General features: G+C 35.8%; 17 protein-coding genes. 9 read left to right on the forward strand and 8 right to left on the reverse strand.

Annotated elements, in window-relative coordinates:
• Positions 1–37 precede the first annotated feature (37 nt).
• Together J2Y38_RS11635 and J2Y38_RS11640 are read left to right on the forward strand one after the other, a co-directional pair.
• Positions 38–1,057, forward strand: coding sequence for an SDR family NAD(P)-dependent oxidoreductase (locus J2Y38_RS11635; protein ID WP_309842574.1), 1,020 nt, complete (start codon positions 38–40; stop codon positions 1,055–1,057).
• 83 nt (positions 1,058–1,140) lie between these two features.
• Positions 1,141–1,953 carry an AraC family transcriptional regulator gene (locus J2Y38_RS11640; RefSeq protein ID WP_309842576.1) on the forward strand — a complete coding sequence of 271 codons (813 nt, stop codon included), beginning with the start codon at positions 1,141–1,143 and terminating at the stop codon, positions 1,951–1,953.
• A gap of 1 nt (position 1,954) precedes the next feature.
• Here the strand turns inward: J2Y38_RS11640 and J2Y38_RS11645 are convergent, their stop codons facing one another.
• The 3 genes from J2Y38_RS11645 to J2Y38_RS11650 are packed head-to-tail and all read right to left on the reverse strand — an operon-like array spanning position 1,955 to position 2,874.
• Positions 1,955–2,323: a hypothetical protein gene (locus tag J2Y38_RS11645; protein ID WP_309842579.1), complete on the reverse strand. Its 369-nt coding sequence runs from the start codon at positions 2,321–2,323 to the stop codon at positions 1,955–1,957.
• 30 nt (positions 2,324–2,353) lie between these two features.
• Positions 2,354–2,560, reverse strand: coding sequence for a hypothetical protein (locus tag J2Y38_RS24580; RefSeq protein ID WP_409025143.1), 207 nt, complete (start codon positions 2,558–2,560; stop codon positions 2,354–2,356).
• Positions 2,561–2,568: 8 nt separating this feature from the next.
• A complete protein-coding gene (locus J2Y38_RS11650; protein ID WP_309842581.1) occupies positions 2,569–2,874 on the reverse strand; it encodes a DNA-binding protein in 306 nt (101 codons plus the stop codon).
• Positions 2,875–3,078: 204 nt separating this feature from the next.
• On the opposite strand from J2Y38_RS11650, the gene J2Y38_RS11655 reads away from it, so the two are divergent.
• Positions 3,079–3,669: a hypothetical protein gene (locus J2Y38_RS11655; protein WP_309842584.1), complete on the forward strand. Its 591-nt coding sequence runs from the start codon at positions 3,079–3,081 to the stop codon at positions 3,667–3,669.
• Positions 3,670–3,767: 98 nt separating this feature from the next.
• Here the strand turns inward: J2Y38_RS11655 and J2Y38_RS11660 are convergent, their stop codons facing one another.
• Complete coding sequence (locus J2Y38_RS11660) at positions 3,768–4,538, reverse strand: methyltransferase domain-containing protein (RefSeq protein ID WP_309842586.1); 771 nt, start codon at positions 4,536–4,538, stop codon at positions 3,768–3,770.
• Between the two features lie 186 nt (positions 4,539–4,724).
• On the opposite strand from J2Y38_RS11660, the gene J2Y38_RS11665 reads away from it, so the two are divergent.
• From J2Y38_RS11665 to J2Y38_RS11680, 4 genes are all read left to right on the forward strand, one after another.
• On the forward strand, positions 4,725–5,315 hold the full coding sequence (locus J2Y38_RS11665) for a TetR/AcrR family transcriptional regulator (protein WP_309842588.1): 591 nt from the start codon (positions 4,725–4,727) through the stop codon (positions 5,313–5,315).
• 76 nt (positions 5,316–5,391) lie between these two features.
• Positions 5,392–5,841, forward strand: coding sequence for a PaaI family thioesterase (locus J2Y38_RS11670; protein ID WP_309842589.1), 450 nt, complete (start codon positions 5,392–5,394; stop codon positions 5,839–5,841).
• A 340-nt stretch (positions 5,842–6,181) separates the two neighbouring features.
• On the forward strand, positions 6,182–7,999 hold the full coding sequence (locus J2Y38_RS11675) for a T9SS type A sorting domain-containing protein (protein WP_309842591.1): 1,818 nt from the start codon (positions 6,182–6,184) through the stop codon (positions 7,997–7,999).
• Positions 8,000–8,040: 41 nt separating this feature from the next.
• Positions 8,041–9,528: a hypothetical protein gene (locus tag J2Y38_RS11680; protein ID WP_309842593.1), complete on the forward strand. Its 1,488-nt coding sequence runs from the start codon at positions 8,041–8,043 to the stop codon at positions 9,526–9,528.
• Positions 9,529–9,634: 106 nt separating this feature from the next.
• Here the strand turns inward: J2Y38_RS11680 and J2Y38_RS11685 are convergent, their stop codons facing one another.
• The 3 genes from J2Y38_RS11685 to J2Y38_RS11695 form a co-directional block, all read right to left on the reverse strand.
• A complete protein-coding gene (locus J2Y38_RS11685; protein WP_309842594.1) occupies positions 9,635–11,119 on the reverse strand; it encodes a DUF1254 domain-containing protein in 1,485 nt (494 codons plus the stop codon).
• 17 nt (positions 11,120–11,136) lie between these two features.
• The gene (locus J2Y38_RS11690; RefSeq protein ID WP_309842597.1) at positions 11,137–13,572 is read right to left on the reverse strand and encodes an arylsulfatase; all 2,436 of its coding nucleotides are present in this window, start codon (positions 13,570–13,572) and stop codon (positions 11,137–11,139) included.
• Positions 13,573–13,732: 160 nt separating this feature from the next.
• Positions 13,733–15,877, reverse strand: a complete 2,145-nt coding sequence (locus J2Y38_RS11695; protein ID WP_309842600.1) for a catalase — start codon at positions 15,875–15,877, stop codon at positions 13,733–13,735.
• A gap of 311 nt (positions 15,878–16,188) precedes the next feature.
• Here J2Y38_RS11695 and J2Y38_RS11700 point away from each other — a divergent pair, with 311 nt between their 5' ends.
• Both J2Y38_RS11700 and ligD read left to right on the forward strand, forming a co-directional pair.
• Positions 16,189–16,629, forward strand: a complete 441-nt coding sequence (locus J2Y38_RS11700) for a hypothetical protein (protein WP_309842603.1) — start codon at positions 16,189–16,191, stop codon at positions 16,627–16,629.
• A complete protein-coding gene (ligD, locus tag J2Y38_RS11705) occupies positions 16,616–19,180 on the forward strand; it encodes a DNA ligase D (protein ID WP_309842605.1) in 2,565 nt (854 codons plus the stop codon). Before J2Y38_RS11700 ends, ligD begins: the two co-directional genes overlap by 14 nt.
• Here the strand turns inward: ligD and J2Y38_RS11710 are convergent.
• A complete protein-coding gene (locus tag J2Y38_RS11710; protein WP_309842608.1) occupies positions 19,177–19,953 on the reverse strand; it encodes a Ku protein in 777 nt (258 codons plus the stop codon). The genes ligD and J2Y38_RS11710 overlap by 4 nt on opposite strands.
• Positions 19,954–20,063 lie beyond the last annotated feature (110 nt).

The raw sequence follows: 20,063 nt of genomic DNA on the forward strand, positions 1-20,063 counted from the left end.
TATAATTTTGCTTCATAACAATTAAACATTTATAAAAATGAAAACAAATAATTATCAGGGAGCATTACAAAACCCTTTACAATCAGGATTTAATGCAAAATCGACTGCGGCAGATGTAATTAAAGGAATTGACCTAACAGGAAAAATCGCCATTATAACGGGCGGACACACGGGAATTGGTTTAGAAACTACTAAAACACTTGTAAACGCCGGAGCAACTGTAATTGTTGCAGCAAGAGATATTGCAAAAGCGCAAAAAAATCTGGAAGGAATTACTAATGTAGAATTAGAAGCTTTAGATTTCATGAATCCGGATTCTATAGATTCATTTGCGGCAAAGTTCATTTCTTCGGGAAGACCGCTTCATCTTCTTATTAATAATGCAGGAATTATGTGGGTTCCGTTACGCAGAGACGAACGCGGATACGAATCGCAATTGGTAACCAATTATTTGGGACAGTTTCAGCTTACGGCAAAATTATTTCCTGCGTTAAAAAAAGCAAACGGAGCGAGAGTAATAAATGTATCTTCGTTCGGGCATCAAATGGCACCGTTTAATTTTGACGATCCTAATTTTCTTCATCGTGAATACCATACTTTACAAGGTTACGGACAATCAAAAACTGCCTGCAATTTGTTTGCTTTAGAATTAGACAATCGTGCGAAAGAGTTTAATGTAAGGGCGTATTCACTGCATCCGGGAAGTGTTTTGGGAACTGAGTTAGGAAGAGATGAACCTATTGAATTGTTTAAACAACTAGGAACGCATGATCAAGACGGAAATTTAAAACCAGAAGTTGCCGCTTTATTAAAAACCGTTCCTCAGGGCGCTGCAACTACGGTTTGGTGTGCTGTAAGCCCTTTATTGAACAATATTGGCGGGGTTTATTGTGAAGATGCTGATGTTGCCCGTTTAGATCTTGGAGAAGTCGAACACAAATTTGATGATCCTTCAACTGTATTTGGCGTTCAGCCTTATTCTGTAGATGAGGATAATGCGAAAAGGCTTTGGGATTTAAGCGAACGTTTGTTAGGAATGTCATTTGACGTTATTTAATCAAGATTTAGAAAATAATATACCGTCAGGATTTTTATCTTTGATAATCGAAGAAAAAGCCTGGCGGTTAAAACAGTTGTAAAATGGAACATATATCAAAATATTTAACTCCCGAGATCAAACTTTCTTGTTATGAAGATAAGTTCTTCAAATCTGATTTGGTTTTTGATGATCATATGCTGATTTGGTTTATTTCCGGAGAAACCAAAATCATACAAACCGATGCCGTTTTTACTTTTAAATCCGGAGATATTTTCCTTATTCCCAGAAATTTACTGGCAACTATTATCAATTATCCCAAAAATGGCCAGCCGCACAAAACAGTTGTCATGCATCTTTCGGTAAAACGTTTAAAAGAGTTTTATAAAAACATTGATTTAAGTACCAAAACTGGTTCAGATCAAAAAATCATTTCTTACAGCAATCATCCGTTATTAGAAAGCTGTCTGGCATCTTTAATGCCTTATTTTGATATTGAAGGCGATTTCCCCGAAGATATTGCTTCTTTAAAAATAACCGAAGCCATCACTATTTTAAGAACAATCGACAAACGAATAGATGCTGTTTTAGCAAGTTTTGATGAACCGGGCAAAATTGATTTGATCGATTTTATGCAGCGCAATTTTATGTTTAATATGCCAATGGAAAAATTGGGGTATTTAACAGGCCGCAGTTTATCTACTTTTAATCGGGATTTTAAGAAATATTTTAATACAACGCCTCAAAAGTGGCTGACTAAAAAAAGACTCGAATTAGCGCATTATCATATGGCAGAAAACAAAAAAAAACCAACCGAAATTTATTACGAAGTTGGTTTTGAGAATCTTTCCCATTTTTCTTTTGCATTCAAAAAGCAATTTGGCTATTCGCCAACAGCATTAACCAGTATTGAATAAACTATTTTCTAGGTTTTATTCTAACTGAATCTTTATCAATATTTTGCTTTTTTGAAGAGCTGGTATAAGTTGAACCGTCCTGAGCATCTTCGCCCGGGCCAATTCCGGTTCCGGTTCCGCCGTTAGCTGTGCCTTCTTTTCCTAAATCTTTATTGGTTGTTGTACTTGCAGCGCCTGTAATTGGTTTGCCGGTACTTTTGTTCGTTCCCGTTTCATTTTTACCTGTACTATCTACAGGCTTTTTTGTGCTGTCTGGAATGGTTGTGGTTTCAATTTCGTCACTGTAACCATCCTGATTGTTTTTACATGAAAATAAAACTGCGGCGAGAACAAGAATTACTGCGATATTTGATCTGAATAATGATTTCATAACTGTAATTTTTAAATTTATAGGCTTAACTTATTTTAAACATGGAAGCTGTAATACATTAGCATTCAATGGCTGTTCTATTTTTCTTTCGAGTTTTTCGTTGTTCACGGTTATATAAATTTCCATAGAACCCGTTCCAACCTTCAAGGCAAGAATATGTCCGCCGTACGCATCAAATTTATCATCTGTGGCAACTCCGTGAATGTGCAGAGACGGTTTTCCTTCATTCCAGGCAATCGAGCCCGTTAACTTCCCATTTCGACCTTATTGAATGTTTTGGGATGGAATTTCTTTTGATTAAAATCGTAGAATCCAAAAATAACTTCCTGTGCAAAACCAATTCCGGTAAAATTTGCCGAAGGAATCTGTTGTTCTCTGGCTAAGTTTTCAATCAAGTTGAGTACATTATCCCCTTCACGCAACACCATCAAATAACCATAAGTTGTTTTGGTATAACGGCATTTTTCACTGTCAATTTTTTGCTGTCCGTGCAAGTTAACTGCCAAACACAAAAATGTTCCAAATACTATTTTTCTAAATGATAAATGCATCTCCTGAATATTAAATAATTACAATTTTTAAAATTACCCAGATATGTAAACAAATCTTTACACTATTTCGATACGATTATTACAAAACTTCTACTTCTGGCTATTTAATTGCTTTTTTGGGCAATAAATGGCTCAATCGATTGTTATAAATAGATATTTAGAAGTTAAAAATGACTTCAAATACATTTCAAAATAAATTTAAGTATGAAAAAAATATTGTTTTTAATGATAATTGGAGCTTCCCTGCACGTTACTGCGCAGCAAGAAGTTAAAGGAAAATATCAGCCTATACAATCTAAAACTCCGGAAACTAAAGAAGTTATTCCGCCAACAGAAACGCCGCCGCCAAATGAGCCTACCCTTGCAAAAGATCCGATTGTTTTAAAAATAAACCCTGAGGAACTTTTTAAGGATAACACGCTTTATAAAAGAGAGGCCAATGTTGAGGGAATTTTTTACAGACGAAATGAATATTTAGGAGGTTTTGTAACCAAATCAACAACCTCAACCATTCGTTACCGTGATGCCGCTTTTGTAGACGGAGATAAAATTAGAGTATATCTTAATGATAAAGTGATCGAACCGGAAGTTAGTTTGGTTGGAGAATTTAAAGGATTTAAAATAAACCTGGTAAAAGGAATGAATAAAATTGATTTTGAAGCCTTAAACGAAGGTTCAGCATCACCAAACACTGCCGAATTTCAGGTTTATGATGACAACGGAAAAGTAATTGAAGCCAGCCAATGGAATGTTGGTACGGGCTACAAAGCTGTAATTATTTTATATAAAGACTAAATTTGACTATTAATTCAAAAAAGCCTGTAGAGAAATCTACAGGCTTTTTACTTTTGACTATTCACTAATAACTGTTCACTAACTAACTGATCACTAACCTACTCACCTTTCCTCCCATACATCAAAATCCTCTTAAAAGAATAAATGGCCGGAAGTTTAGGAAAATTTACCGCAATTCTTTCCTTATATGTTTTAATAAAAAGTTCTTTCTGTTCACCTTCAAGCCTTTCGATATAAGGAATTAATGCCGAACCCGAAATAAAATTATAAAGCGTATCGTGATCGTCTGCGATAATTGGATAAACTTTCTGTAGTATCTCAATATCCGTAAGACCGCCGTCAAAAAGTATTTGGGCGTATTCATCAAGACCTAAAACAGGAGAATCTCTTTTATAACCGTTTAAATACGATTTAAACGGTTCTTCATCCACAAGTTCAGAAAGTATTTTATTTAGTTTATTTTCTGGCTGAACCGGCATTTGTACGGCAAACTGTCCGTTTTTATGGAGTAGTTTTAATAAATTAGAAAATAAACTTTCATGATCGTTTGACCATTGCAGCGCGGCATTACTAAAAATCAAATCCCATTTTTCTCCAGAATTAATGGTTTCTTCGGTAGTTGCTTTTTTAAAATGCAGGTTATTAGTTTCTAAGGATTTTGATTCCTCCAACATTTCTGCAGAAGAATCTACACCAATAAAATGGGCATCTTTAAATTTATCTGCCAAAATAGAAGTTTGTTCTCCCGTACCGCATCCTAAATCAATAGCTTTCATTCCGTTTTTGGGTTGTATAAATTCAATTAAATCATAAAACGGTTTGTATCGAATATCTTTAAACTTATTATAAACATCTGGATTCCAAGGCATATTTTACTATTTTTAATTGAAAATAATTGTTTTGCAAACTCTCGTTTTGCAAGAAATACTAAGATACTAAATTTCAATTTTTAGAGATTAAAACCCAATCACAATAATCTCATAAAAAATAATTAAGCAAAAAAAATTTAAAATTATACCGATTGGTATATATTTGTATAACTAAATCATTTCAAGATGAGTAAAGCAGAAAAAACCAAGCAATTTATAATAGAAAAAACCGCTCCGATCTTTAATACAAAGGGATACAGCGGTACCTCTATAAATGATATGACCACAGCAACGGGTCTTACCAAAGGAAGTATTTATGGTAATTTTGAAAATAAAGATGAAGTTGCGGTTGCTTCTTTTAAGTTTAATGTCAAAAAACTTCATGATGTTTTAAGTCGGGAAATCGAAAAACAAAGAACTTTTAAAGACAAATTGTTGGTTTATCCGCGTGTTTACGCTAAATATCCAAGTTTAGATGTAACACTTGGCGGCTGCCCGATTTTGAATACAGCCATAGAATCTGATGATACGCATCCGGTTCTTAAAAAATATGCCGAGAGAACGCTGCTTTATTGGAAAGAAAAATTAATGTACCTCATCGATCAGGGAATTAAGGCAGGTGAATTTAAGGCAAAATCGATAAATGCAGAAAACACGGCTTTAACCATAATTGCATTGATTGAAGGCGGCATGATGATAAGCAAATTAACGGGAAGTGACACCGATTTATCTGCCATAATGCTATCGCTTTATAAAATTATAGACGACTTAGAATAAAGCAATACTCAACGATTGCTTTTTTTAGCTATAAAAATATACCGATTGGTATAATTACTAATTTAAATTTACAATAATGACAACAAAAACAAGATTACAAGTATTACAAGATCACATTGGCGGGGAATTTGTGCTTTCGCCTTCTCCATTTATGCTTTGGATGAAACCCATCGTTGTTGTGGCTGAGCCTGGAACGGTGACTTTTAAATACCATATTAGGGAAGAAATGACCAACCCAATTAAATCTTTACACGGCGGAGTAACGGCGGCAATTGTTGATGATTGTATTGGTGCAACGTTATTTTCGCTTGACGAGGAACATTTTTACACCACAATAAACCTCACTATTGATTACTTCGCTCCTGCTCATTCCGGAGACAATATTCTGGCGAAAACTTCTATAATAAAAAAAGGAAAACAATTTGTGAATGCACAATGCGAGATTTGGAATGAAACTGAAACAAGGCTAATTGCTAGAGGATATTCTAATCTTTTTAAAACTAATGTAGTCAAAAAAGTTCTTTAATAGCGATTCACTTTTATAAAAAACGGAACGTAAAATGGAAATTATATAAAATATGTAGGAAATTATATAAAAAACTGAATACTATACCGCCTAAATTTGAGTATAGTAAATTTCTTAAATATTTGATTTATTGTATTATTAAGTAAGTATTTTTCTAGTTAGTAAACTAAACTATGCAGCTTTTATTTACAATTTAGCTTAGTCTACCATACTTTACTCTCTGTTTTTATAAAAGTGAATTCTTAATCATGCAGGTAAGGAAACAGCAACTATTTGCTGCAGGCAGAAATATATAATTAAGGGTTTCAATAGCATCTAATTTTTAACTAAACTAAAAATTATGAAAAAGTTTGCCTTATTAATTTATATCATTTCTATTCAAAGTTTTGGACAGATTTATGTTGGCGCAAGTACTCCCGTTTATGTAAAAAACCAAGTTCTTTACGTGGGGCAGACTATAAACTTAGCCGCAAATTCAAATTTATATCTGCGTAATTTATCTCAATTGGTTCAGGGCACAACGGGAACTTCAACTAATGTAGGAACCGGAATTATTTCTGTTTATCAGGAAGGAAGCGCCGATAATTTTGATTACAATTACTGGTGTTCTCCTGTAGGCGTTAACGTGGCTGCAACCGGAAACCGAAATTTTGGTATTACGTTGCTAAACAGGCCAACTACTTCGACTGCTTCTACTGCTGCAACCATTCTTCCGTTAGCCAATTATGACGGAATTGCAAATCCGCTTTCTATTGCTTCCCGATGGATTTATAAATTGACCAATGCCAATAGTTATTCGCAATGGGTTCAGGTAGGAACTACAACTACGCTGGCACCCGGAGAAGGCTTTACAATGAAAGGAACCAGCGGAACTGACGCTGTAGATCCCGAAGGAACAGGAGCAAATAATCCCGGCGGAACTGGCGCACAGCGTTATGATTTTAGAGGAAAACCAAATGATGGAAATATTACCGTTACGGTTGGTGCAGGAAATGCTTCGACCTTAACCGGAAATCCGTATCCGTCTGCATTGCATTTAAATGCTTTTTTATTAGATCCGTTAAATAATGCCTGCACGGGAATTGCTTATTTCTGGGAACAGGATAAAACTACAAATTCACATCTAATTAAGGCTTACAGAGGCGGATATGCCACTTATTCACCCGGAAGTTTAGGTTCAAACGGTATTTATGTTCCTGCCACTTTTAACAGTTATAATGGCGATGGTTCGTTAAATACGGTTGGTACTTCCTCCGGACTTATGCGTCAGCGTAAATACTCGCCTATTGGGCAGGGTTTTGTAATTAAAGGCGCTGCAAACGGAACGGTGACATTTAGAAATTCGTATCGAATATTTTATAAAGAAGGCGCAGGTTTGTCACAATTTGAAAAACCCGCACGAGATAAAACCACGGCAAAAACGGAAGAAACGGATAAAACTGAAAAAACTGAAACAGAAGAAGCTTCAAATGATATTCCGCACATCAGAATAAATGCCATTATCAACAACGAATTTACCCGACAACTGGCACTGGCTTTTTTACCAGAAGCTACAGACCGTGTTGACAGAGGACTTGACGCTGTTAGCATGGACAATTTTCCCAGTGATACTTTCTTTTTGATGGAAGGAAAAAATTATATTATTACAGGTACTAATTTTGACGTTAACAAACAAATTCCTTTAACCGTAAAGGCTGAGGCAAGCACAACTCTTAAATTTTATATTCCTGAGGTTATCAACTTCGATCCTACGCAAAATATATTTATATACGATGCTGCTGATGGATCTTATCATAATATTAAAACGGGGAATTATGAAGCTACAATTCCGGCGGGCGTATTCCCAGATCGTTTCAAAGTTACTTTCACAGACAAATCACTAGGCACAAATGAAAATACTAAAAGTAATTTTTTCATTATGCAGGACAATTCAAGCCGATTATTAAAAGCTTCAAATCCGGATTTTATTCGATTTAAATCATTTTATCTCTATGATATTGCTGGTAAAACAGTACGATCTAAAGAGAATCTTGGCGCTGAAGAAAACTATAGTTTCTCTACTTCCGGCTTAAGTTCCGGAGTTTATATTGCGACTTTCATAACTGCTGATAATGAAAAAATTGCCCAAAAAGTAATCATTTCTAATGCAGGAAATTAATAATGTTTTTATTGCTTTTCCAACTCTCTAAAACCTAAATTATGAAAAATACAGCCTCAAAAAACCACCAAACATTATTACTGCTAGCTTTTATCTTTTTATCCTTTATAACAAATGCCCAAGTAGGAATTGGAACTACTACTCCTAATGCCAGTTCGATATTAGATATTACCTCGACTACTCAGGGTTTGCTGACTCCCAGAATGACAACTGCCCAAAGAGCTGCCATAACAACTCCTGCTGACGGTTTAATTGTTTATGACACTGATTTAAAAGCTTTTTACTATTATTCTTCGGGGTCAACATCATGGTTAGTGGTGAGCAGCGGTATAAATCCCAGATTAAATTTTAAACGTATTCGATCTACAGATAATTTAGCAACTGTTCTCGCAGCAGAATTAACTGCCGGCGGAGGAACAAAGTATCAATTAAACACAAATACATTATATGAAATAAATGGTACTGTAACCTTCAATTTTCCTATAGACATCAATAATGCATACGTTCAGGGTTTAGATTCTAATGAAGATATTATTCTTAGAACAACAGGAAATATTTTTGAAGGCGCAACAGGCGGAAATATAAAAAATGTTACCCTTAGAGCGGCAAGCGGAAGTGTTTTTAACCTGAGCGGAGCGGCAACTCAAAATTTAGTTTTTAGAGATTGTATCGTTGCCAACTCAACCAGTGTGGGAACAATATCTGGTTTTGGGCTTGTATTTTTGAGTATTGTCAATTTTACGGGAAATACGAACGGAATAACCTATAACAATATTAATCAACTCTTACTAAGCAATATGGGTTGGTTTGGTAATAATTTAGGGACTTACGAAAAACTAACCGGAACTTTTACATTAGTAGAAAAACAAGGTGGTTTTAGTCAGGTTGATGGTACTGCGATAGGTTTTGATGTTTCAACATCCGGACTTACTATTACAGGAGATGCCGTATTAGAATCTGTTGTTTTTACGGGTTCAAATACAACAGGATATGTAAAAGGCTATACAACAGGATCTTTTACAGGATATAATTTTAATAACAGCTGGAGTGTAAGGGCTGCCGGAATTCCCACAGAAACAGATGCTAACGCAGTAGGTGATTTATCTATGGATTATGCCGTTGGAACTGGTCTTTCTGTGAGTTTCAATAATTCAAATCCCAGTGATATTGTTAAAGTCGGTTCTGGTACACCTTCGACAACCTATTCAAATTTGTTCAGATTTTCAACAGACGCAGTAAACAGATTGAAATATGTGGGTAAAAAGAAGAGGATCTTTCAAATAGCAGGTTCAATTTCATTTCAGGTTCCTTTTGCGGGAACATACATTATCTATATAGCAAAAAATGGTACTGTTATAAGCCAATATAAAATTTACGGGAGAGGTCAAGCGACAAATGATATTGTAGTATTGCCTTTAAACGCAACTACAGAATTAATAAATAATGATTTTATAGAAGTTTTTGCACAGCGTTATACTGGAACTATAGGAAGTATTGTAGTACCCAATATGACAATTACAATTAAATAATATTGTTAGTGAAAAGTAATTAGTGATTAGTTGCTAATAGATATAAAAAAGCTCAATTTAAAAATTGAGCTTTTTTATTTTGCTATAACTTTTTACTTTTCACTAATTACTCCACAACCTCAAAGTCCCCCGGTTTCCAGCTTCCGTTAAAAGCCGCAGCTTCCGGGCCATAAATTCTAAAATAAGCAAACCAGCCTCTGTTAGGAAGTGTTTTGATCCATTGTCCTTCTTTTCCTGCCGGAGCTTTAGGGCCAAAATACAAATCGATACTCTTACCTCCTATTTTATCTTTCAATTCAAATAAAGAACGAAGAGCCGCTTTATTCTGATCTGTTGCAACCTGACTTCTTGTAAGAGCATCATAAATAGTTACCGACCAAAATAGCTTCGCAGGAACAGGCGTAGGAATTGTAAGCTTGTATGTTTTTCCGCCATCGACGTATTTTCCTGTGCCGTCTTTAAGTCCAAGCCAGTATAACGACCCAGCACCTTCTTTTCTTCGAAACATTGAAGGAGAGGCTCCAATAGCCTGATAAAACCATGTTTCACGACCATCAAGATCAACATAGTTTTGGGTATTGAAGTCCCCGTCTTCAAATCTTAAGCCAACCCATTCCCATTTTCTGTCTTTCCATACTACTTTATCAGGGCGGCGGTCGGCAAACGATTGTACCCTCATTTGCGCATTTGCTATTTTCGCCGCTTTTTCGAGTATTCCTTTCAAACGCGCATCGGGTTTAAAAGGTTTTCCTTTTATAATACCCAATACGGCAAGTTCTCCGTAATAATTTCGATACCCATCATAAGCAGGTTCACGCTGAATTACATCATTTAGCGCTTCCCAGTATTTAATATTATTTTCCCATGCAACAGGTGTTGTATTCTGAGGTTTATCTGTAAGTTCAAGCCAAGTTGGTTCTTTCCAGTCGGCTCCTTTGTTTAACGGATATACTTTTACCGTTTTAATGCGTTCCATAGCCGCTTTTACATCACCGCCTACAGGAAGCGAACGTATTCCCACGGTAAGATTGTTTGAGGAAGATTTCCAGACATAATAACCAGAACCCGGAACTGAACCTTTATAAGCAGGCGGCAGTAATAAATGTTTTCCGCCATTTCCTGCATCGGGACCCGGAATTCCCATATCGGCAACCCATCGCTGGTTTACGTCCATAGCAACTACAATAAGCGGTCCTTTAGGAACATCAATTATCATTGGTCCTTTAGATAAATCTATTGGAATTGGTCCATACGGAGTATCCGAATTTAAGGTAAAACCTATTTGTCCCGGTTTAGTGTCTAATGTTCCAAATGAACTGTTTGGGATGATTTTAATCGTGTCGTTTCCTTTTACCAAACCTTCACCTGAAACTGTTGGATAGAAAAATTTATAAGCTTGTATTGCCCTGTTCAAATCCGCATCATCGTAGGCTTTTTGTATTGTTTTTTCGGTTGGATACCCCCCAACAAACTCATAACCGTCTGAACTGGAAGCCGACGAATTACTACCTGTATCTACAGCATCAGATTCTTTTTTACAGCTGCTTAAAACAAGAAGAAGTATACCCAGATATAGAAATCGTTTTTTCATAAAAATAGTTTTATTAGTTATTTCGCTTTCGCAGATTTTCCTGCTTTTGACCCTTTGTCTTCACTCAGGGTATACGTTACTTTTTCAATTTTTCCGGTAAATTCAAAAGGAAGTTTATAATTAAAATCGACCGGAGAACCGGCATCCATACCTACATCTAAACCTTCATTAAGTGATATCTGAATGGGTATTGTTCTTTCCAGATGTTCTTCTCCTACTTTTTTTCCATTTACAGATAATACAACTGTTGCGCCTTTTCCTCTTTCTTCTCCTTTACCCTCATATTTAAAATCAACAACAACTTTTACTTTTCCTTTTGGCAGTACTTCGTTTCCAGTAACTGTTGGACGTTCCAAAGCAAGATTATTGTAAACAAAACTTGGCTTTCCGTTTTGTACATAAAGTCCATATCCGCCCACTAAACCTCCGTGTGTTACAATCATCCCTTCTGCCCCATTATCAGGAACATCAATATCGGCTGTAATTGACCATGATTTATTAAGGATTCTTGGAGCAGCTTCATTTGGTAAACCCACTTGTCCGGTATAATAGGTAAAAGTATTGGTGTCTCCGGCCAGCGTTGGTCTTCCCATTAATTCTCCGTTAAGTCGTTCAACGGCACGCCAGTCCAGCGGAAGTACATTGTATTTAGCCGCTTCTACCCACCATAAATCCTGCATTTCTCTTAATTTCTGCGGATTTTTTGCTGCTAAATCATTGGCCTGACTAAAATCCTCATCAACTTTATAAAGCTCCCATTTTTGTTTATCCGGGTCAAATGCGCCGCGATTTGGATTCCATGGTGCAAATGATAATGCCGAAGCCATCCAGCCATTATGATAAATACCTCTGTTTACAGCCAGTTCAAAATATTGGGTTGTATGTTTTTCTTTTGCTTTAGCGTCATTAAAAGTATAAGCAAAACTGATTCCTTCAATAGGCTTTTGAGTAATCCCGTTTACAACCTGAGGCGGTGTAATGCCTATAACATCATAAAGCGTAGGCACAACATCAATGGTATGTATAAACTGGCTTCTTAAACCTCCTTTGTCTTTAATTTTGGCAGGCCATGAAATAATCATAGGGTTTCGTGTTCCTCCAAAATGACTTGCCACCTGTTTTGTCCACTGAAATGGTGTATCCATTGCCCACGCCCATTCTGATGTAAAATGATTAAAATGTTTTGGTCCGCCTAATTCATCTATAACTTTAAGATTGTCCTGCCATTTTTCTGGAATTCCGTTAAAAAACAAGTTTTCGTTTACAGAACCTTCAATTCCGCCTTCGGCACTGGCGCCGTTATCTCCGGCTATGTAAACAATAATTGTATTATCTGCATCGGGCAGTTGTTTTACAGCATCGACTACCCTTCCCATTTCATAATCGCAATGAGATCCGTATGCAGCAAACACTTCCATCATTCTCGAATAGAGACGTTTTTGATCGGCATTTAGAGAACTCCACGCTGGCAGGCTTTCAGGTCTTGCAGTAAGTTTTGCATCAGCAGGAATAACACCTAATTTTTTCTGTCTCTCAAAAGTCTGTTCTCTATAAGCATCCCAGCCCATATCAAATTTACCCTTGAACTTATCGATCCAGTCCTGCGGAGCATGATGCGGAGAGTGCGCCGCACCCGGCGCAACGTATAAAAAATAAGGTTTATCTGGAGCAATCGATTTTACTTTACGTACCCAGGCAATAGCATGGTCGGCAAGATCGACTGTCATGTGATAATTAGAATCTTTTGAAACCGGAACAAGATTTCGGTTTTCAAACAAAACCGGATTCCAATGGTTCATATCTCCCGAATTAAATCCGTAAAAATATTCAAAGCCCAAACCGTTTGCCCAGCGGTCAAACGGCCCTGCTTCACTGGTTTCCCAAGCGGGTGTATTGTGATTTTTACCAATCCATGCCGTCATATAACCATTTTGGCGTAAAACTTCGGCAATGGTTGCAGCATTTTTTGGGAGTATACAAACTGCGCCGTCATAACCTGTAGCCGCTTCTGTAATTCCTGAAAAAGATACTGAATGATGATTACGTCCCGTTATTAAGGCTGCACGCGTAGGACTGCAAAGTGCTGTAGTATGAAATTTATTGTAACGAATTCCTTCTGCTGCCAATTTATCCATTGTTGGCGAAGGCACGCCGCCGCCAAAAGTACTAAACTGTCCAAATCCCGAATCATCCAATAAAATCAGCACCACGTTTGGTGCGCCTTTTGGAGCTTTTACAGGCTGAGGAAATTGCGGTGGATCTGAGTCCAGATACGTTCTGCCTACATATCCCAGAAAGTGAAAATCAGGTTGTGGTAAAACTTTTGGAGTTCCCGGTTTTTCATTTTCCTGGCTAAAAGTAAACTGCATGCCAAGAATTACAAATAGTAGAAGTACTGCCTTATTTTTTATGAAAATTAAAGCAGCATTTAAAATGACGTTTTTTGTTTTCATGATTTGTGATTTTTAAGGGACAACTAAGTTACAATTTACTACGAGCCAAAATCTTACAAACAGGTTTCAAATTATAATTTGAAACATCTTTACTTTTATTCCACAAAAAAACCATTCAAATTAATGAATGGTTTCAGCATATTTTATGTAAATGAATTTGTTAGAGCATCTTTTCTCTTTCCCAAAAACGATGTCTTCCTAAAGCTTTTATAAAAGAAGTGTTTAAGGCTTTGTCAGCAATACTATTGCTAATTAAAACTCCTGCATCTTTCTCTTTTATATCGCTGTTCGTTTTTATTATTTGAATTCCTTCGGCTTCAGCGGCAATAAACTTACAGTGATTATAGGAATCATTTATAAATTCTTTTACTTCTTTGATTCTTGAAAGTTCTTTAATTCCTTTTCCTCCCGGAATAAAGACACCGTCAAAAAGTACTGAAGCGGCAATTTTATACGTTTGATCAACCGGAATTTCTGTTCCGTCTTCGGATACAATTGTTCCTAAATGCGGCGCAATAATCACTGCTTTTGCACCTGCATTTTGAAGCGCTGTTTTCATTGTTTTTACCGATGAGGCATTTACGCCTTCAGCACATAAAAAAGCAATCTGGCGAGTTGCAATAGTATTTGAGATCGTTGGATTTTTCAGCATACTTAAAGCATCAGAATTTTTAATGTTTTGTTTCACTTTTGTTGGTTCGTGATTGCCTTTATCATCGGCACCAACTCCATGATTGATGGGTTTTTCGATATTTTTTGGAACCGGAATTCCTAAAGATTTGGCCACTTTTGCTGCCAGATTACCATCAACTTGATTGAGCAGTCCAAGCATTCTTTCTCTAATAGCAACCGTTTCAACTTTTCCAAGTTCAAAAGACAATGCTCCTGCAATATGATCTTGTTCTACAGGTGTCTGGCTGTTATAAAAAAGTACTGCCTGACTAAAATGATCTGAAAAACTTTCGCTTCGTTCTCTTATTTTATGCGCATCTATTCGCTCATTAAAACTGGCAAATCCTCCTTCATCAATTTTTGCCTGAAAAGGGCATCCTCTTCCCAGAGAATTAGGATGATAACTTACTTTTCCCACCGCAATTTCCTGACGCATATGTCCGTCACGCTGATTGTTGTGCATAGGCGCAATTGTTCTGTTAATTGGGATTTCATGAAAATTAGGACTTCCTAACCTTGATAATTGTGTATCCGTATAAGAAAATAAACGGCCTTGCAATAGCGGATCATTTGTAAAATCAATTCCCGGTACTATATGCCCCGGATGAAACGCAACCTGTTCTGTTTCTGCAAAAAAATTGTCGGGGTTTTTATCCAGTACCATTCTTCCAATAATGGTTACAGGAACCAATTCTTCCGGAACTAATTTTGTTGGATCAAGAAGGTCAAAATCAAATTTGTGTTCGTCGCTTTCCGGAATAATCTGAACACCTAATTCCCATTCCGGAAAATTTCCACCATCAATCGCTTCCCATAAATCTTGTTTGTGAAAATCAGAATTTTTACCTGATATTTTTTGCGCTTCGTCCCAGGCAACAGCGTGAGTTCCTAATTTTGGTTTCCAGTGAAATTTTACAAAATGAGATTCGTTTTGTGCATTAACAAATCTAAAAGTGTGAACTCCAAAACCTTCCATCATTCTTAAACTTCTCGGAATTGCCCTGTCGCTCATTACCCACATAATCATATGCATGGATTCTGGCATTAAGGAAATAAAATCCCAAAAAGTATCGTGTGCAGATGCCGCCTGTGGAATTTCGTTATGCGGTTCCCCTTTAACGGCGTGAATTAAATCAGGAAATTTCATGGCATCCTGAATAAAAAATACCGGAACATTGTTTCCAACTAAATCAAAAATACCTTCCTGAGTATAAAATTTTACGGCAAATCCACGAACATCCCGCGCTAAATCTGTAGATCCTCTTGAACCTGCAACTGTTGAAAACCTGACAAAAACGGGAGTTTTGACACTTGTATTGTTTAAAAAACCGGCTTTGGTATATTTCTCCATGGTTTTATAAAGTTCAAAATAACCATGAGCACCAGAACCTCTTGCGTGAACGATTCTTTCCGGAATTCGTTCGTGATCGAAATGGGTTATTTTTTCTCTAAGAATAAAATCTTCCAGAAGAGATGGGCCTCTTTCTCCGGATTTTAAAGAATTATTGTTATCATTAATCTTAACTCCCTGATTAGTGGTCAAAAACTGATTTTCTCCATTCGATTTATTCAAATCTAAATCTCTTTGTTTTCCATCAGCATTATCTTGATTTGTTTTTTTAGAATTTTTCATCTTTTTTCTTGATTTAAAATTATTGGTGACTTATAAATATCTATTTCAATAAAGGATTTTTTAGCAGAAATAGGTAAACAAAGTTAGAAGGCTTTTCATGTTAAATATTATACGATTCAGGCTCAGGGTTATAACATTCGTATTTAAACAAAATGATTATCAACAGATTAATACTTATAATTATATAATTACAAATCCTAATCGTATAACCTGAAAAAGGCTTTCAAAAAGTAACTTTGAAATAAGCGTCAACAAACAATAACATCGAAATGATTCTATATCTCCTTATGCAATTGCTGTTAGTTTCAATTATGGCAACATCAGCCATGACGTGGTTTAGTTATGCGATGTCAAATAAGTTTAGAGAATTGTATAAAGAGCCGGTGCTTTTAACTTATGCTATTGATAAAATGAAAATAGATCTCTCCCCACAGTCAAAAAAAACCTGGGGCTGGTTATTGCACTATATAATCGGTTTTTTGTTTGTTGTTGGATATCATATTATTTGGGTAAAGGATATACTTCCAATTTCACCGTTAAGCGCTCTTATATTAGGAGTTATCAGCGGTGTAGTTGGCATAGTCAGCTGGATAATTATTTTTAAGATGACCCACTATCACCCCCCAATTGATTTTAAGGGTTATTACATTCAGCTGTTCTTTGCCCATATAATTTTTGCCATTGTCGCCACGGCGCTCTACTCTGTTACGTTAACACTTTTAATATTAGCAAACGCTTATGTCACTGTCTAAATACAACGAAAAAAGAGATTTTAAGCAAACCCGCGAACCAAAAGGTAAAATCGAAAAATCGGCAAGTGAATTGATCTTTGTTGTTCAAAAACATGCTGCATCGCATTTGCATTATGATTTTAGATTAGAAATGGATGGCGTTTTAAAAAGCTGGGCTGTCCCAAAAGGTCCATCATTAGATCCCGAAGTGAAACGTCTGGCCATGATGGTGGAAGATCATCCGTACAGTTATAAAGATTTTGAAGGAACAATTCCCGAAGGAAATTATGGTGCCGGAAATGTTATTGTTTGGGATAATGGAACGTATACTTCTGATGAAAAAATAACATCAACCGAAAAACAATTACTGGCAGATTTGAAAAAAGGACGCTTAAGTTTTATCTTAAAAGGAAAAAAACTCAAAGGCGAATTTTCATTAGTAAAACTTCATGGAAAACAGGAAAATGCGTGGCTGTTAATCAAAAAGAAAGATAAATATGCTACAGATGCTGATGTATTAGAAAAAAACAAATCAGTTATTTCTAAAAGAAGTTTAGAAGAGCTGGAGAAAAAATCGGAGAAAATAAAAACCGAACCAAAAGAAAAAGAAGAAAAGCAAACGGTAAAAAAAAAGACTAAAGTAAAAGCAAAATTTGTAAAACCAATGCTTGCCACGACAGTCGAAAAACCTTTTGACGATGAAGAATGGGTTTTTGAAAATAAATACGATGGTTATCGCGCCATTGCTGTTATTAATTCTGATGAAGTGGATTTATTCAGCAGAAATCAAATTTCATTCAATGTTAGTTTTAAACCTGTTGCAGACGAATTAAATAAGATCGATCATACTGTAATTCTGGATGGCGAAATTGTGGTTGAAAATGAATCCGGAAAAGCCGATTTTCAACTTCTTCAAAATTATCTTAAAACTGGAATTGGAAACCTAAAATATTATGTTTTTGATCTGCTCAATTTAGATGGAAATTCAGTAACAGAACTTTCTCTGCTTGACAGAAAAGAGCTTTTGAAAATCTTATTCAATAAATACGATTTTTCGAATATTTTTTATTCGGAACATACTATTGGGAACGGAATTAAACAATTTGAAAATGCTGGAAAAAACAACAGCGAAGGCATTATTGCAAAAAAAGCAGACAGCACTTATACTGTTGCCGGCAGAAGTAATAACTGGCTTAAAATTAAAATTTCGAATGAAGAAGAAGCCATAATCATTGGAATTACTGAACCTAAAAACTCCCGTAAATATTTTGGTGCCATTTTGCTTGGACAATATAATGGAAAAGAACTGCAATATATTGGAAAATGCGGAACAGGTTTTTCAGAAGAGGTTCTAAAAGAGCTTTATACAAAACTAAAATCTTTATTTCTGGACAAATCTCCGTTAAACGAAAAAGTACCACTAAGGGATAAAATTCAATGGGTTAAACCAAAAGTTGTATGTCAGGTTAAATATTCAGAATGGACGCAGGATAAAAACCTCAGACATCCTGTTTATCTGGGATTAAGAATAGATAAAAAAGCCAATGAAGTTGTTTTTAATGGCAATAGCAATGACAATCTCAAAAGCAATAACAAAACTAACCTCAAGCAAAATAAAATGGAAGATTTAAAAGAACACAAAACCGAAAATGATTACGACTTAAAAGTTGGAAAAACCACACTGCATTTAACGAATCAAAACAAAATCTATTTCCCTGACGACGGAATTACAAAAGGCGAAATTGTTCAATATTACAATGAAGTTTCATCACTTATGCTGCCGTATTTAAAAGATCGTCCGGAATCTATGAACCGCTTTCCTAACGGAATTAATGCGCCGAGTTTTTATCAAAAAGATATTGATCTGGATAAAACTCCGAAATGGCTCAAAACAAAAAAAATATTCTCAGAATCAAACGAAGAAAACATAGATTATCTTATCTGCAATGATAAAGAAACATTGCTTTATATGGCAAATTTGGGTTGTATAGAAATAAATCCCTGGAATTCGACTATAAAAAATATTCATAATCCTGACTGGCTTGTAATGGATTTAGATCCGGCAAAAGAAGATGATTTTAAGACTGTTGTTGAAACTGCTTTGGTTGTAAAACAAGTTATGGATGAGTTAGAAACAGAATGTTTGTGCAAAACTTCGGGAGCTACGGGGCTTCATATTTACATTCCGCTTGGTGCACAGTACGATTATGATTCGATTAAAATTCTGGGTGAATTAATTGCCAAAGAAGTACAAACAAGGCTTCCGGATATTACTACAATTGAGCGAAGCATCAAGAAAAGAAACAACAAACTGTATATTGATTATCTGCAAAACCGACGCGGACAAACTTTAGCTGCGCCTTATTCTGTTCGTCCAAAGCCGGGCGCAACAGTTTCGACACCTTTAGAATGGAGTGAAGTGAATACTAAATTACATCCGTCGCAATTTACCATTAAAAATGTATTGCAGCGTTTTGAGAAAAAAGGAGATTTGTGGGAACCTGTTTTATCAAAAGGAGCCAATATCAAAAAGATAATCAAGAAATTAGAAGAGAAACAAGAAGAAGTCTAAGATGACTTTTTCTTGGTTTCCAAACTCGCTTTCAGCATCGACATTAAATCGTCGCTTTGTTTGCTGTGCACCACTTTAAGTTTTGGTGTTTTAGCCACTTTTCCTTTGGCTTTCTTTTTAATGATATCCAAAAGTTTGGCTGTATATTCATCTTTAAAACCCGTAATATCAAATTTCTCAGTAAGCTGATCGATCAATTTTTCGGCCATATCCATTTCTTTGGTGGCTTTTTTAGAAACCGGTGGCAGTTTTAATTCGTCTGTAGCCCTGATTTCCTGTTCAAACCGGATTCGGTTTAAAACAATAACATTTTTGTATGGTTTTAAAATAGCGAGGCTTTCTTTGTTTCGTAAAACAAAACGCGTTACGCCTACTTTACCCGAAGCCTCAAGCGCATCACGAAGCAATCCGTAAGCGTTCATTGCGCCTTTATCCGGTTCCAGATAATATGGCTGTTCGTAGTAAATACTTTGAATTTCTTTTTCGAGAACAAAACTTTCAATATCGATAGTTTTGGTTTTAATGGCATCTGCAGCTTCAAAATCTGAATCTTCTAAAATGACATATTTGTCTTCAATTTTATAGCCTTTTACAATATTGGCAAAATCAACTTCTTTACCCGTATCTTCATTAACACGCTTGAATTTAATATTGGCGTGGTCTTTTTTATCCAGCATATCCATATCCAGACTACTCTCCTGCACCGCCGAAAACATTTTTATTGGAATATTAATCAATCCAAAACTCACTGAACCTGTCCATATCGATCTCATAACTATTTCATTTAATTACCTTTAAAATTAAACCAGAATTGCTGATTTCATTTTATAACATTCATCAAAAACTTTTATAAAATAACGACCAAAAAAAAACGGTGCATAAA

Source organism: Flavobacterium sp. 2755 (assembly GCF_031455715.1).
Classification (GTDB): Bacteria; Bacteroidota; Bacteroidia; order Flavobacteriales; family Flavobacteriaceae; genus Flavobacterium.

Bases quoted from the DNA above. Each gene is read 5' to 3' on its own strand.
- J2Y38_RS11675 (WP_309842591.1), top strand. From the start codon at position 6,182: ATGAAAAAGTTTGCCTTATTAATTTATATCATTTCTATTCAAAGTTTT.
- J2Y38_RS11695 (WP_309842600.1), bottom strand. From the start codon at position 15,877: ATGAAAAATTCTAAAAAAACAAATCAAGATAATGCTGATGGAAAACAA.
- J2Y38_RS11665 (WP_309842588.1), top strand. From the start codon at position 4,725: ATGAGTAAAGCAGAAAAAACCAAGCAATTTATAATAGAAAAAACCGCT.
- ligD (WP_309842605.1), top strand. From the start codon at position 16,616: ATGTCACTGTCTAAATACAACGAAAAAAGAGATTTTAAGCAAACCCGC.
- J2Y38_RS11650 (WP_309842581.1), bottom strand. From the start codon at position 2,874: ATGCATTTATCATTTAGAAAAATAGTATTTGGAACATTTTTGTGTTTG.
- J2Y38_RS11660 (WP_309842586.1), bottom strand. From the start codon at position 4,538: ATGCCTTGGAATCCAGATGTTTATAATAAGTTTAAAGATATTCGATAC.
- J2Y38_RS11670 (WP_309842589.1), top strand. From the start codon at position 5,392: ATGACAACAAAAACAAGATTACAAGTATTACAAGATCACATTGGCGGG.
- J2Y38_RS11710 (WP_309842608.1), bottom strand. From the start codon at position 19,953: ATGAGATCGATATGGACAGGTTCAGTGAGTTTTGGATTGATTAATATT.
- J2Y38_RS11655 (WP_309842584.1), top strand. From the start codon at position 3,079: ATGAAAAAAATATTGTTTTTAATGATAATTGGAGCTTCCCTGCACGTT.
- J2Y38_RS11645 (WP_309842579.1), bottom strand. From the start codon at position 2,323: ATGAAATCATTATTCAGATCAAATATCGCAGTAATTCTTGTTCTCGCC.
- J2Y38_RS11685 (WP_309842594.1), bottom strand. From the start codon at position 11,119: ATGAAAAAACGATTTCTATATCTGGGTATACTTCTTCTTGTTTTAAGC.
- J2Y38_RS11640 (WP_309842576.1), top strand. From the start codon at position 1,141: ATGGAACATATATCAAAATATTTAACTCCCGAGATCAAACTTTCTTGT.
- J2Y38_RS11680 (WP_309842593.1), top strand. From the start codon at position 8,041: ATGAAAAATACAGCCTCAAAAAACCACCAAACATTATTACTGCTAGCT.
- J2Y38_RS11700 (WP_309842603.1), top strand. From the start codon at position 16,189: ATGGCAACATCAGCCATGACGTGGTTTAGTTATGCGATGTCAAATAAG.
- J2Y38_RS11635 (WP_309842574.1), top strand. From the start codon at position 38: ATGAAAACAAATAATTATCAGGGAGCATTACAAAACCCTTTACAATCA.
- J2Y38_RS11690 (WP_309842597.1), bottom strand. From the start codon at position 13,572: ATGAAAACAAAAAACGTCATTTTAAATGCTGCTTTAATTTTCATAAAA.